Genomic DNA, 14,061 nt, shown 5'->3' with positions numbered 1-14,061 from the left:
AAGAGATCCATGGCTGACGCCAACAAACAGGGCGGCAACGTTCCGAAGAAGCCCAGGAATTCCGGCAAGCCGGCCAAGAAGAAGTCCGGTCAGATTCCGGTCGTGAAGGCCGGTGGCGGCGGGAAATCGATCCCGTGGGCGACCATAGGGGCGGTTGCCGTGGTGCTGCTGATCGTCGCCGGACTGGCCACCTACCTCGTGCCGAAGTACATGGACCAGCAGGAAGTCGCGAAGTTCACCCCGTCGTCGTCCAACCCCGATCCGTCGGACAAGATCGACGGCGTCGAGAAGATCTTCTACCCCGCCGGGCAGCACGTGGAGCCGACGCAGCGCGTTGCCTACGACAAGTCGCCTCCCTTCGGCGGACCGCACGACGCGGTGTGGGCCACCTGCACCGGCATCGTCTACCCGAACGCGCTGCGCACCGAGAACGCGGTGCACGCCCTCGAACACGGCGCGGTGTGGATCACGTACAACCCGGACACCATCGCTCCCGGCGATCTCGACACGCTCAAGAGCAAGGTCGAGGGTGAGCAGTATCTCCTGCTCTCGCCGTACCCGGAGCTCGACAAACCGATCTCGCTGCAGTCATGGGGACACCAGCTCAAGCTCGACTCGGCGGGCGATGCGCGCATCGACCAGTTCATCGAGGCGTTACGACGCAACTCGAACACCGGCGTCTACCCGGACAACCCCGAAGAAGCTGCGTATCCCGAGGTAGGTGCCGAATGCGCGGCGATCCCGGGTGCATTCGACCCCAGCAATCCGCCTCCGGCAGACGTCGGTCCGGTGCCCGCTGACGCGGTGCCGATGACCGGTGCCGGTTCAACCCAGGCGACCGACGAGAACGGGATGGGGATCCCCGAGCCTGCGCCGGCCGGCTGATGCCGACAGCCACACCCGAAGACGACCCGCGCGATCTGTCAGAGGCAGAGTCCACGCCCGAGCCGGACAAGGGGAACGACACCGGCTCCGGACCGGAGCCGAGCCACAGCCCGAAGCAGCTCTCGGCACTGCTCGTACTGGGCGCGGTCGCGCTGTTGCTAGTCGGCGCGGTCGTCGGTTTGCTGCTGCGCACCACGTTCGACGGCGGCGACGACAATCGCCCGGCCGCGGACTCGGCAGCTGTGGGCTTCGCCCAGGACATGATCCGCCACCACCAGCAGGCTGTCGAGATGGCAACCATCGAGCTGTACGGCGGGAGTGATCCGCAGGTGCGGAGTCTCGCCTACGACATCCTGACGTCACAGACCAATCAGGTCGGCCAGATGCAGTCATGGTTGTCCCGCTGGGATTATCCCCTCGACAATCCCGGTGAGCCGATGGCCTGGATGGAAGGCCACGGTGGAGGCCATTCGCACGGGGGTGCGGCTACACAGCCCGGTACCGACACGACCATGAACATGTCGGAATCGGACGTGCCGATGCCGGGGATGGCGAGCACCGACGACATGAACAAGCTCCGCACCTTGCAGGGCGCGGAACTGGACAAGTACTTCCTGCAACTCATGCTGCGCCACCACCAGGGTGGGTTGGAGATGATGGAGTTCGCCATCGAGCCCGACCACGTGAGCGAGGACTACGTGCGCAGGCTCGCTCAGCAGATGGTCAACGTCCAGGAATCCGAGTCGGGCACGATGACGAAGATGCTCGAAACACGCGGGGCCCAACCGCTTCCGATGAACTGACCCGCACCGTCTCCGATGATGTCGGCCGGACGTGACTCAGTCGCGGCCGTGCAGTCGCTCATAGGTCGAACGTTCGGTGGCGTGGCGGCGCGCGCGTTCGGGATTCTCGAGATCGACAGGCAGACCGTGCAGTTCGAGCCTGTGCGCCCGGTTCATCGGCATGTACGCCGCGCAGTAGAACATCGCCAAGATGAGACCGAGCAAGATCATGGCCAAACGCAGATAGATGGGTCCGGGAAAGAGCAGGAACGCGGCGAACACCGGGGTGAACGGGATCATGCCGCGCACCAGATGCCGCGGTACGCGCCAAGGGCCGGTCAGATCACGGCGCACCCAATCTTGCATCGAGTCAGGCAGTTTCCGTCCTGCTGTGTAGCCGAGCCACTGCCACGGCGTCGGCCTTGTCCGTTCGGTCATGTCTACTACTCCTAGGCGAAGAGTCGTTGGTGGTGCCAATTCAGGGCAGTCGGTGTTGTCAGGACTGCCGGTGTTGTCAGGGCTGCCGGGGCTGTCCGGGCTGTCAGGGCTCCAGCGTGATCGAGCCGGCGGCGATCGCCGCGGATGCCGCCCGATTGACGACGGTCAACACTCTGTGGAGTTCTGCGAGGTCGGCCAGCTCGACTCCGAGTGTGCGCACCACAGCCGGCGGGATCTTCTCGGCCTGAGTGCGCAGCGCCCTCCCCTGCTCGGTGAGTTCGATCGCCAGTTGCCGCTCGTCTGCCGCAGTGCGCGTTCGGGTGATCAAGCCCGCAGCCTCCAGCCGCTTGAGCAACGGTGACAGCGTCGGAGAGTCGAGTTGAAGTGCTCCGGCGATCTCCCGCACGGACATCGGCGCCCGCTCCCACAGGGCGAGCATCACGAGGTACTGCGGATGGGTGAGCCCCAGCGGCTCGAGCAACGGCCGATACACACCGAGCACGGTGCGATTGGCGACGGCGAGAGCAAAGCAGACCTGCCGCTCCAGCGCCAAGGGGTCTCCGTCGAGCACCACGTTCTGTTCCATCGGCTCCAGCCCTTAGTTGTGACACGAATAGTTCGTGCACTAACTATACCGCGCCGGTGAGTCAGTCGGCAAGGCCCGCCGACTCCGCTCAGGGTTGTTCGGTCGGCGGAAAGTCGATGACCGAACGCCAATACGACTCCGGCACCTCCTCGCCCGCGCGAAGGATGATGGCCAGACCGGTGGCCATGAAGATGCCGAGGATCCCCAGCCAGAGGCCGAACAGTCCGATGGCGATCCATGCCGCGGCCACCACCGGTGGCCACGGATCCAGAATGATCAGCAGCGGCGCGAAGGTGAATCCCATCCCGATGTACCAGGAGGATCCTGCCCTGTCCATGATCAACACCGTGCGCAACCAGCGCGGTGTGCTCGGGGGAAGTGGAACCGAGGAGACGGATACTTTGTCCATGGCTACAACGATGGCTGCCACGAGCTCTGAGATCGATTACCTGCGGGGTAAGAAGTCTCGCGCAGGTGCTGGGCAGAACAGCTGATGTGCGTGCCCCCGGCAGGATTCGAACCTGCGGCCTTCCGCTCCGGAGGCGGACGCTCTATCCCCTGAGCTACGGGGGCTCCTTGGGCGAGAGTCAGCCTAGCGCATCTGTGAACCGCAACCCAAAACGCCTGCGGCGCGCCACCTCAGACAGCGACAAGATGCGCTCCCCCGACGCTGCTGTAGCGCGAAGGCGTGCAGGTCAGCACGATCACCTGGGTATGGCGGCCGGCGTGACCGAGTACCGCCCCCATACTCGCCAATCGTTCCGGGTCGGTGTAACCGAGCGCGTCGTCGATGATCACCGGCACCCCGTCCGCCGGATCGACCAGCATTGCGCACGCCAACCTGCTGATGATCCCCAGCTGTTCCTTCGCGCCGCCCGACAGCGCGTCATGGTGCACGGTCACGCCACCGACCGTGCGGGTGGTGATCCGCAACTCCTCGTCGACCCCGACCTGCAAGGTCGGACCGAACACGACCTTTCCGAGTCTCAGAATCTGATCGGTGAACGGCTGGACGTATGTCCGCCGAGTGGCATCTCGATGACGTTCCAGAGTCCGGAGCAGCAACCTGGCAGCCTGAGCCCGCGTGTTGATACGGTCGAAATCGCCACGGGCACCGTCCAGCTCGGTCTCCGCCTGGTGAACCTGATCGAGTTTGCCGTCGTCGCGCCGGATCTCGATCCTGGTCCGCAATTCCGCGATCTGATTGCCGAGTTCGGCCAGTCGCGGTTCGCCGCGTTCCACCACCGCCAGCATGTTCGCGTGTTGCAACTCGAGGGACTCCAGGTCGGCATCGTCGATTCTGGCGGCGATGCGGCGCACCTCGGCCTCGGCGTGCGACAGCTCCGCTACCAACCGCTCACGCAACCGGTCAGGGTCGTCGTCCCGGCCGGGCTCCTCGTCCTCATCCAGCCTGTTGAGTTCATGCTCTTGCCGCGCCAGTTCCGCGCGCTCGGCGACCAGTTCTTCCTGCCGTGCCCGCAGTATCCGCAACTCGCTGTCGACACCGCGGTGCTCACTGCGAAGTTCGGCGGTCCGTTGGACCGCGGAAGCAAGTCGCGCGGCAGCAATTCCTGCGCGACGTTCGGCCTCATCGACATCCGGAACATCGGGGTCTGTCACCGCGAGGACGCCGAGGCGACCATCGAGCTCCGACAACTCCGCACGCAGCACACGGTCGTCGCCGCCCGCGATGATCTCCGCGAGCCGGCAACGCAGACTGTCGACCTCCGCCTCGGCGCGCTCACGAGCCCGCACGAGCCCGCGCAACTCGGCAACGCCAGCGACCCCCAGAGTCGCTAGCGCGTCGGCGAGTTCCCGCTCGGCGCGCGAGAACCGGTCGATCAGAGACGCCGATTCGGCGCCGGCGGACAACGTGATACGAACCACGCCGGCCACCTCGACCACGGTGTCACCGGTGATCGCCAGGTCGCAATCGCCTGTCTCCGCTCCGTTCACCGTCACCGGCGCATCCCCCAGCTGATGGACATTCATCGTCGCTGCTGCAGACTCCAGCTGAGCACGCGTGATGGTCACCGTCTGCGTCAGCTCCTCGATGTGCTCGAGGTCGCCTCGGTCGTGCACGAGGCCTGCCACTTCACGTTGTCGGGCCGAGAGGGCCACACTCACCTCGTCCACGCGTGCCAGGAGCGCAGTCAATTCGTCGCGTCGCGCGCTGAGGTTCGCCGCATGAGCCGCGGCGCGTGCAGTCCTCACTGCGACCCCGGCTTCGGTGTCGGCGAGGCGGTGCTCATCCAGTTCTCGTTCGATGTCCGCGACGGCGGCGGCCACCTCCGCGTCCTTGCGTTCGAGCGTCGCGATCGCCCGCATGACGACGTCGGCGGCTCTGTCACAGTCCGCTATCCGCTTTCGTGAGGCCGTGCGCTGTGCAACATCACGTTCGTGCAACCGCAATCGACTCCTGAGCAACGCGGCGGCCGACATGGCTTCGGCGTGCTGTCGTTGCAGGCCAATTGATTCGGCGGACCGCTCGGCCAGGGTCGACAATTCGACGTGTGCCAACTCCAGCGAGTTCGCCAGTTCGCGACGATGGCCGGTCAACGTCTCGAGCCGGGCGTGATCGTCGCCCAACTGTTCCATCGCCGCCGCGAGTTCATTGCTCAGCGCCAGCGCTTCTTCGAGCCGGGTTGCGGCGGAGGCCAATTCCCGTGCCGGACGACCCTGCCCCGCGGTGAAATACCTTTCGTATTCAGCCCTCACCGCGTCGAGCAGCATGGCATCGCCCTCGCCATCGACTGCACCGGTTCCTGCCCCGGTCGTACCGGCCGCCGCATCCAAGGCGCGCGACAGCGCTGCACTCGCGGCGAGGTCGCCCACCGTCGGATCTCCTGCCTGCAGCAACCGCAGAGCTTTGAACAGCGTCGCATCCACCTGGTCCGCGAGAATCGCACTCACCTTGTCGTGTGCGGTGCGCCCCGAGAGCTGCTCGGGCGCCGGCTCGTGGATGACCAGTTCGGTACGAGCAGCCTTGTTGTACTGCTTGGTGTAGGTGAACCGATAACCACCGCAGCTGATGTCGGCTTCGATGACCGTCCCAGCGTCGACACCTGCGGGCGAGACCGCGCGCACTTTCGAACTCTTGCTGTCCGAACGCACCTCGAGCAAGAGGTCGAGAGCCTCGATCATCGATGATTTTCCGGCCTCGTTGGCGCCTTCGACGATGGTGACACCTCGCTCGGCGAACTGCACCTCGCGCTCGACAACACCACGGAAGTGACCGAGCCGCAGCCTGTGCAGCTTCATGCGGTCCCACCCGCCAACCGGAAGAGCAATGCGAGTGCCTCCTGGGCAGCGATCGCATTCTCTCCGTCACCGCCTGCGGCAGTTGACAATTCGTCGGCCGCATCGCCGATGAAGCCCGTCAGCTGCAGATGCGCGAAGTCGTTGCCGTCCGGCCTGATCACCAGATCGTGACGCAGTTCCCACCAGGTGACCGCCGCGAATCGATCTGTGAATTCTTCGACCATCGTGTCGAGTGCGGACCGTTCGGTGATGGTGACCGAGCCACGAAGCGCGAGCTGGACGACGGTCTGGGACTTGTTGTCGACGGCATCGAGCCGGCGCCGCAGTTCGGTGATGTCCTCGCTGCCGTTCACATCGTGCTCGATGGTGCGAAACGCCCATTCACCCACTCGATGTGGCGTCACGGTCACCGACTGCGTGGGAGCGGCGTCGGAGGTGGACTCAGCACGGGACAGCTCGACGACGAGCACCTGACCGGGCTTCGCCTCGCGATGGTCGTAGTTGGTGACTTCCTGCGCACCGGAGTACCAGATGCGGCCGGAGTCGCCGATCTGCGTGGTCGAATGCCGATCGCCCAGCGCCACATAGTCGATGAGTCCGGCGGCGACTGCGCGCTCGAGCTGGTCTACGTCGATCAGCGACAGATCTGCGGACTGCGGCGCGAACACGTCGACTCTTCCATGGCCGGCCAGGATACGGATGTCATCGCTGGGCGCCAGCCGATCGAGCTGCTGCGCCACCAGATCCGACAGTGGCACCTTGCTGGTCCAGGGGGCCGCGATCACCGAGACGCCCGGACGCACTTCGACGGGCCCGGGGGTGTCCAGCACACGGACATGGTCTGGTTTGTTGTCGGTGAACACCTTCGAGTTGTAGATGCTCGCGGCATCCATCGGATCATGGTTGCCCGGAAGCAGATACACCGGGCACGGCACCTGCCGCAGATGATCCAGACTCCGCCGGATCACCCGTGATGAGACCTGCCGATCCTCGAAGACATCGCCGCAGACGAGGACGAACTCGGCGTGGTGCGCGTCGGCGAGTCTGCCGATCCGCCCGATGGCCTCCTGCCGGGCGGCGGTGTAACGCGCCTGCGCGTCACCTCGCAGAAAGTGACGGGTCATCCCCAGTTGCCAATCAGCGGTGTGGATGAAGGTCACGTGCTGCTCGGGCAAGAACAACGGGAGCGCTGCACTCACAGATGACCTCCTCTCCGATCGCCGGTGACAGCGACGATCCTACGAGGGGTCGCCGACAGAGCGTTGGACGTCGGCCGGTGGGTCACCGGTGAGTACCCGGGTGACCGGTGATCTCGCGACTAGCCGGGCGCGCTCTCGACGACGACCGTACCCGCCACCCCGGCGACCAGTAGTCGGGTCGATTCAGTCACCGCGTAGCCGCTTTCGTAGCCGGCATCGGCATCGCGATTCGACTCCTTCTCGATCCTGCCCCCCTGCGCGTCGATGACGATCACCTCGCAGAAGTAGGGTGCGTTGTCGCTGGTGCAGGAGTAATCGACCAGCTTCGTCGACGGCTCCACCTCGAGCACGCTGACTCCTGCGTAGATCGCCTTCGACGCCGGCGCTATCTCCACCGTGATCTCGTCGGATACGCCGATACTTCCCACCGGTTCACTGGCGGCCAACCGCGAGAAGTCCATCTGCACGATCGCCGCGAGCACGTCCGGGTCGAATCCGGACAATTCACGCGCGGCGATGCCCAACCAGTCGAAGTAGGTGGCGACGGGACTGACCTTCCAGCCGCCGTCCTGGGGAACCGCGACGAGGTGACCGAGCGCCCGGTAGAGCCTGCTCGCGAACTCTCCGCCGTCCGAGATGCAGGCCCCCTCGTCCGGTTCGTCGTCGGCGACGAGCCTGACGCACTCCCCGTCGAAGTCGATCGTCGCCCGCCGCCCGTCCGAGCCCAGCTCGAGTCCGATGCCGGCGATCGTGATCCTGGCCTGCCCGTCCTCGCCCGGCGTGACGTCGAAGTCCGTGTCGCGCACGGTGACTTGGATGTCCGTGCCCAGCCCGAGGTCCGGATCAGACTTCAGTTCGGCATTGATACCTGCGGCGTAAGTTCGCAACAGCCGCGCCTCCACGCCGCCCATGGCGTCGGCCACGTGTCCGATGTCCGCGGTCACGATGGTCTCGGCCAACCCTTCCACGAATCCTGCCGCGGCTTCTTCCGGGGAATCGAAGGTGACATCTGATCCGCCGGAATCCGCGGCGTCCCAGCCGGCTTCCTCGGCGAGGTACTGCGCGATGGTGAACGCGGGACTGACGAACCACCCACCGTCTCGGCGCACCGACATCAGGAACGGGGGCTGGGAGTCGCCGTTGATGACCACGGTCTCACGACCGGAATCACCATCGGATCCGCCGCGGTAGTCGTAGGACACCTCGGGGCCGTCGATGGACACCGTGACCGCGATACCGCCCAGATCCTCTGTTCCGGCGTCCGGGATGAGATCGGCCAGCGCTTCGGTTGCCTTCTCGTCGATCTCCATCACGATCGTCGCCCGCTCGATCACCACCTTCGTCAGGTCCTGGGCGACGTCGTCGCTCGACAGGGACAGGTCGGATACATCGATGCTGACGCCCTCCAGGTGGTCGGTCACCGAGTCGGTCGAGCCGCCGATCGATTCCTGCAGCTCCGCCGCCTGCTTCAGCAACACGGCGATCTGGCTCGTCTCATCGGGAGCCAGCGACAACCCCAGATCCGTCCAGTCCTTGTCCTCGAGCGCGTCGAAGAACTTCTCCACCGACGCGGTGGCCGACGTCGCGCCGCCCACCGCGTCGACCAGCAAGCGATTCGCGACCAGTCCCACCGTCGAGGAGAGTGCGACCACGACGAGGACGACGACAACCTTCATGGCGCCGCGGCGACGCCGCCGCGACAGCGGCATCGGGTTCATCGGTTGGTCCCGCCGGTGTGCGCGCCGGGACCCTGCGCAGCCCAATCGATGAATCCGTCCGGGGGAAAGGCGGACTCGTGAGGTGGCCGCAGTCCAGGGGCCAGCACCTCACGCCAGAGAATCAGCGCGGGAACGACGAAACCGGTCAGCCACAGCGCCATCGGCGCCGGATAGTTCCAGTTGACCCGAACACCCATGGTCACCAGCACCGCGATGCCGATCGCGATGAGCATCGCGGCCACGGAGAGCAATACGCCGCGGTGCTCGGCATCCCCGTCTGAGAGGCGTTCTCGGACGTACGTCGCACCGGCGACGGCCGCGGTGAAGAACACCAATGCCGCCAATGTCGCGACGGACGCCGAGTACAACGTCAGCCGGACCACCGACACCGCGACCCACAACGTCGACACCACGAGTACCAGCCTCAGCGGGGGAAGGTAGTAGTCGCGCTGTGTCATCGCGGGAGGAGCGGCGAGCGCCGGTGATGCCGCAGCTGCGCCGAGGCCACCGAGCACCCCGATCCCGAGGTACCCCAGTTGCACCGTGTCCAGGGAATCGAACGGTGCGCCGGGGATCGACACCAACAGAGCCCAGGTCGCCGCCGCCCAGCCGAGGAGCGTCAGGCACAGCGCCCCACCGACCCTGCCTGCCACGGTGGCCGCGACAAGCTGACCGACGATGGCCAGCCAGCACAAAGCGATCAGCGCGGAGACGAGTGGATCGAGGACCCCCATCCGGACACCGGCGACCGCATCGATGCCGTCGACGAACCGGTACAGGGCGGTCGCCACCGCGGAGAGCGCCGATACCGCGAACAGGCCGCCGATGACGGCCAGCACCGTCCGTGCCAGAGCGCGGGTCGGGCGCACATCCACGACATCGAAGAGTTCACATTCACGCGGCTGGGCCGCCAACACCGCGCCCGCGAAACCGATCCACACCGCGGGACCCAAACCTGTACTGCCATAATCCCATCCGGTCCAGCGGCTCATCACATCCCAGCCGAGATACACCGCAACGAGAACGAGGTACGGCACGCCGAGAAGAACTTTCGCCAGCCTCAATCTCGCCGGCGTCCACCGCGGCCCGAACACGCCTCGCCTGCTGGCCGCGGGCAGCACCAGCGAGAGCACCGACAGCGCCGTGACCGCCACGACATCGATGCGGCCGGCACCGACGGTGTCGGCGTTCCATTCCAGCGCCGCCGACACCAGCAGTGCCACCGCCGCGAGCACGTCCCGCGTGCGGTCGGCCCGCGTCGGTATCGCTCCCGGTATCAACTGCCGCATTGTGTGCTCCTCCCCGAGCCCCCACGAGAGTTCACATCGTAGGTCATCGATCAGCCCATCAACCCGCCCGCGCCGCCGGCGCGGATACTGGATCGCATGTCCTCCACATCCCGCCAGGGCGCTGCGGCCGCCGCGCTCGCCGGAATACTCGGCGCCGCCTTGGGCGTGGGAGTGGGATACCTCCTCGCACCTCTGGTGGACAGGGGTTCGGCCCCTCTGACCGCGGTCGGTGGCGCAGTCATCGACCGCGCGCCCGAGGGTGCTCGAGAGTTCGCCATCTCGACCTTCGGAACCTCGGACAAGCCGGCCCTGTTGGTGCTCATCGCCTTGATCATGGCGGTGTTGGCGGCCTGCGCGGGGCTCGCGGAGTATCGCAGATCGCCTGCGGGCCTCGTCCTGTTCGCGCTCATCGGGATCGCGGGTGCCATCGCTGCGGCGACACGGCCGACCGCCGACATCGCCTGGGCGGTGCCGACGCTTCTCGGCGTCGCGGTGGGTATGGCCGCCCTACGAGGACTCATACGGAGGATCCAACCGCGCACCGACCCCGTACCGCGAGCCGCCGCGCCCGGAATCGGCCGATCGAACGACGTGGCAGGCAGAAGGAGATTCCTGCTCGGCGCGGGGGCCGTGGGCGGCGGTGTGCTCGTCACCGGACTCGGCGGTGTGGCACTACGACGCTCGGTCGGGGACGTCCGGGCCGATCGCGCCGCGTTCGACGTACCGACCGCAACCAACTCCGTGACCTCCGCAGCACCGGGAACCTTGCCCGGAACACCTTTCATCACCCCGAATGCCGACTTCTATCGCATCGACACCGCACTGACGGTCCCGCAGGTCGACAGCGAGCGCTGGTCGCTGCGCATTCACGGCATGGTCGAGCGGGAGATCCGCATCGACCTGGCCCAACTCAGGCGCGAGAACACCGCTTTCGACGCGATCGTGACGCTCACCTGTGTGTCGAACTCGGTCGGCGGTGATCTCGTCGGCAATGCCAGATGGACCGGCTACCGCCTGCGAGACCTGCTCGCCGCCGCAGGGCCCGCGACCGACGCGGACATGGTGCTCTCGACCAGTGCCGACGGCTGGACGGCCGGCACCCCGCTGGCCGCACTCACCGACGGCCGTGACGCGATGCTCGCGGTCGGCATGAACGGTGAGCCCCTGCCGATCGAGCACGGCTACCCGGTGCGAATGGTGGTTCCCGGGCTGTACGGCTACGTGTCGGCGACCAAGTGGGTCGTGTCGTTGGAGGTCACCAGATTCGATCGCGCACAGGCATATTGGACGACCCTGGGGTGGGCCGAGAAGGGTCCGATCAAAACGAGTTCGCGCATCGACGTCCCCCGCCCCAATTCCTCTGTGTCGACCGGATCGGTCACCGTCGGAGGGGTCGCCTGGGCCCAGGGCCGCGGCATCAGCGCGGTGCAGGTCCGCGTCGATGACGGCCCTTGGCAGGACACCGAACTGATCGACCCCGACCTCGTCGATGCATGGCGCCTGTGGAAATGGGAGTGGGATGCCGAGCCCGGCCGCCACCAACTGACCGTCCGCGCCATCGACGGCGAAGGCAATCCGCAGACCGAGGCCCAGGAACCGTCGGTCCCCGACGGGGCCAGCGGGCTCGACACTATCGGGGTGACCGTCCGCAGCTGACTCGCGTACGTCAGCGCGGTGTGGCGCTCGCAGCGATCCAGCCGGCGATCTGGGCGAGGGACGCCAGCGCGGCGTCGTCGTCGCGGTCGACGAGCCACCACTGCACCGTGCCGAACAAAGTCTGCAGCGCAGAGCGGACAAGAACGCGCTCGGACACGTCCCACCGCATCTCGCAGCGGTCCCCGATCTCGCGGAGATAGGCGTGTCCGTACTTTTCGGCGATCTCGTTCTGCATCTCCGCTTGTCCTGCCGATGCCGACTCGGTCGGTTGCCGCAGCGAGAACAACATGGATTCGAGCATCAACAACCAGCGATTCGGAAACTCCGACGCCCGGCGCCACACCGCGATGAGAGCTTCTTGTATCCACTCCCGCAAGGCTTCTCGGCCGGTGCCCAGGTTCCCGGTCGGCACCGACCCCAGCAGAGCCTCCAGTTGTTCGGCGACCACCTTCTCGATCATCGCCGCGACGAGTTGCTCCTTGTCGTCGAAGCAGTAGTGCACCACCCCGAGGGAGACCTTTGCCTCCTCGGCCACGCCGCGCACGGTGACCGCGCTCATCCCCCCGCGATCGGCCAGCGCCAGTGCGCAGTTGATCAACTGCGCACGCCGGTCCTCCATCGACAATCGTCGTGATCCGGGGACGTCACTGCGCATGGCGCACAGTACATATCGGAGCGGCACAGTCGTCAACCGCGCAACGCGTCACCACTGGTCAATCCCGTACGGCAGCAGACCCGACAGGCCCCGTGACGACCGGCTCACCTTCGGGCTGCGGCACCATGTGCCGCGGCCTCGCCATGAAGGCTGCGGCCAGGACACCCAGCAACAGCGCCGCCGCAGGCAGCAGCAGCGACTGACCCATGGCCGACGAGAACCCGTCCCGCACCGCCTCGGGCAGTTGGCCCACGACCGCATCCATCGACTGGGCACCGAACTGAGGCACCTCGGCGGCGATGCGGGTCTGCATCAGAGCTCCGACAGCGGCACTACCGAGGACGGAGCCGATCAGTCGGGTCGTGTTGTACACGCCGGCCCCGGCGCCTGCGCTGCTCATCGGCAGATTTCGGGTGGCGGTGGCACCCAGCGGAGCCCAGATGCCGGAGCTCGCGATACCCATCAGCGAGACCGGCAGAAGCAGCTGCCAGATCGGCGTGGTCGGGGTGGCGATCACGCCGAGCCAAGCGATCGCGATCGCGTTGAGCAGCAGTGCTGTCGCGATGATGTTGCGCGGATTGACCTTGTCGACCTGGCGGCCGACGATCGGGGCGAGCACGCCGGTCAGGACAGCCATGGGTACCGTCACCACGGCCGACTCCGTCGGGGACAGCCCCCCGACCAGCTGCAGGTAATACATCAGCGGAACCATCATCCCGGCCGTGGCGAATCCCATCGTGGCGATGCCGAGACTCGCGAGCGAGAAATTGCGGTCGAGGAACAGTTTCAACGGCACCAAGGGTTCGGCGGACGACCGCACCTGCAGGATTTTGTGCTGCCAGTACACGAACAGACCCATGACCGCGAGACCGACCACGATGAGGGTCCAAATCCAGGGTGCCCAATGGTATTTCTCGCCATCCTGGATGCCGAATACCAAGGCGGTCATGCCGATACCGCTCAGCGCCACCCCGATCAGATCGAAGCTCCGCTTGTTGGTCGCGACGGTCGGGACCAACTTCCACGCCAGCGCCAGACCGAGGATCCCGACAGGGACGTTGACGAAGAAGATCCATTCCCAGCCCAGGCCGTCGACCAGGATGCCGCCTGCCAGCGGGCCGAGCAGGGTGGCCACACCGGCCACGGTCCCCCACACGCCCATCGCCGCACCACGTTTGTGAGCCGGGAACATCCTGGTGATGAGCGCCATCGTCTGCGGCGTGATCAGCGCTGCCCCGACGCCCTGCAGTCCGCGGGCGAGGATCAGCATCTCGATCGACTGCGCCAAACCGCACAGCACGCTGGCAACAGTGAAGACGATGAGACCGAGTTGGTAGATGCGTTTGGGCCCGAAACGGTCACCGAGTCGGCCGGCCACGAGCATCGGCACCGCGTACGTCAACAGATACGCACTGGACACCCAGATCACGCCGTTGACGTCGGTGTCCAATGCCCGTTGGATGGCGGGCTGAGCGACCGCCACGATGGTCATGTCGACCAAGATCATGAAGAAGCCGATACAGAGGGCGCCGAGCGCAAGCCACGGCCTGGTGGTGATCGGGGCGGTGGGAGCCGCGGTGGGACTGCTCATC

12 protein-coding genes and 1 tRNA gene are annotated in these 14,061 nt (G+C 66.2%); 3 read left to right on the top strand and 10 right to left on the bottom strand.

All coding sequences use genetic code 11. The annotated features are described in order from the left end of the window. Window positions 1-9 precede the first annotated feature (9 nt). Window positions 10-885 carry a thioredoxin-like domain-containing protein gene (locus tag DFR67_RS26180; RefSeq protein ID WP_110472405.1) on the top strand — a complete coding sequence of 292 codons (876 nt, stop codon included), beginning with the start codon at window positions 10-12 and terminating at the stop codon, window positions 883-885. Next, on the top strand, window positions 885-1,688 hold the full coding sequence (locus tag DFR67_RS26175) for a DUF305 domain-containing protein (protein ID WP_110472404.1): 804 nt from the start codon (window positions 885-887) through the stop codon (window positions 1,686-1,688). The genes DFR67_RS26180 and DFR67_RS26175 overlap by 1 nt, the downstream gene beginning before the upstream one ends. Window positions 1,689-1,724: 36 nt before the next feature. Here DFR67_RS26175 and DFR67_RS26170 read toward each other — a convergent pair whose 3' ends face one another. The 8 genes from DFR67_RS26170 to DFR67_RS26135 all read right to left on the bottom strand — a co-directional run bounded on the left by DFR67_RS26170 (window position 1,725) and on the right by DFR67_RS26135 (window position 10,158). Continuing rightward, window positions 1,725-2,105 carry a DUF5313 family protein gene (locus tag DFR67_RS26170; protein ID WP_110472403.1) on the bottom strand — a complete coding sequence of 127 codons (381 nt, stop codon included), beginning with the start codon at window positions 2,103-2,105 and terminating at the stop codon, window positions 1,725-1,727. 103 nt (window positions 2,106-2,208) lie between these two features. After that, on the bottom strand, window positions 2,209-2,691 hold the full coding sequence (locus tag DFR67_RS26165) for a MarR family winged helix-turn-helix transcriptional regulator (protein ID WP_110472402.1): 483 nt from the start codon (window positions 2,689-2,691) through the stop codon (window positions 2,209-2,211). A gap of 88 nt (window positions 2,692-2,779) precedes the next feature. Continuing rightward, on the bottom strand, window positions 2,780-3,100 hold the full coding sequence (locus DFR67_RS26160) for a hypothetical protein (RefSeq protein ID WP_110472401.1): 321 nt from the start codon (window positions 3,098-3,100) through the stop codon (window positions 2,780-2,782). 91 nt (window positions 3,101-3,191) lie between these two features. Then, window positions 3,192-3,264, bottom strand: a tRNA-Arg gene (locus DFR67_RS26155). Window positions 3,265-3,330: 66 nt separating this feature from the next. Next, window positions 3,331-5,952, bottom strand: coding sequence for an ATP-binding protein (locus tag DFR67_RS26150; protein WP_110472400.1), 2,622 nt, complete (start codon window positions 5,950-5,952; stop codon window positions 3,331-3,333). After that, the gene (locus DFR67_RS26145) at window positions 5,949-7,112 is read right to left on the bottom strand and encodes a metallophosphoesterase family protein (RefSeq protein WP_110472439.1); all 1,164 of its coding nucleotides are present in this window, start codon (window positions 7,110-7,112) and stop codon (window positions 5,949-5,951) included. The genes DFR67_RS26150 and DFR67_RS26145 overlap by 4 nt, the downstream gene beginning before the upstream one ends. Before the next feature lie 158 nt (window positions 7,113-7,270). Then, entirely contained in the window at window positions 7,271-8,869 is a 1,599-nt protein-coding gene (locus tag DFR67_RS26140) for a hypothetical protein (RefSeq protein WP_110472399.1), read from the bottom strand. Next, complete coding sequence (locus DFR67_RS26135) at window positions 8,866-10,158, bottom strand: DUF7937 domain-containing protein (RefSeq protein WP_146240543.1); 1,293 nt, start codon at window positions 10,156-10,158, stop codon at window positions 8,866-8,868. The genes DFR67_RS26140 and DFR67_RS26135 overlap by 4 nt, the downstream gene beginning before the upstream one ends. Before the next feature lie 96 nt (window positions 10,159-10,254). Here DFR67_RS26135 and DFR67_RS26130 point away from each other — a divergent pair, with 96 nt between their 5' ends. Next, the gene (locus DFR67_RS26130; protein WP_110472397.1) at window positions 10,255-11,814 is read left to right on the top strand and encodes a molybdopterin-dependent oxidoreductase; all 1,560 of its coding nucleotides are present in this window, start codon (window positions 10,255-10,257) and stop codon (window positions 11,812-11,814) included. A 10-nt stretch (window positions 11,815-11,824) separates the two neighbouring features. Here DFR67_RS26130 and DFR67_RS26125 read toward each other — a convergent pair whose 3' ends face one another. Next, window positions 11,825-12,469, bottom strand: a complete 645-nt coding sequence (locus DFR67_RS26125; protein ID WP_110472396.1) for a TetR/AcrR family transcriptional regulator — start codon at window positions 12,467-12,469, stop codon at window positions 11,825-11,827. Between the two features lie 58 nt (window positions 12,470-12,527). Further along, on the bottom strand, window positions 12,528-14,060 hold the full coding sequence (locus DFR67_RS26120; RefSeq protein ID WP_110472395.1) for an MFS transporter: 1,533 nt from the start codon (window positions 14,058-14,060) through the stop codon (window positions 12,528-12,530). Window position 14,061 lies beyond the last annotated feature (1 nt).

The organism is Williamsia limnetica, from assembly GCF_003217475.1.
In the GTDB taxonomy this organism is placed as follows: Bacteria; Actinomycetota; Actinomycetes; order Mycobacteriales; family Mycobacteriaceae; genus Williamsia; species Williamsia limnetica.
The sequence above is the reverse complement of the archived record's forward strand: the minus strand, read 5'-3'. Positions and strand labels throughout refer to the sequence as shown.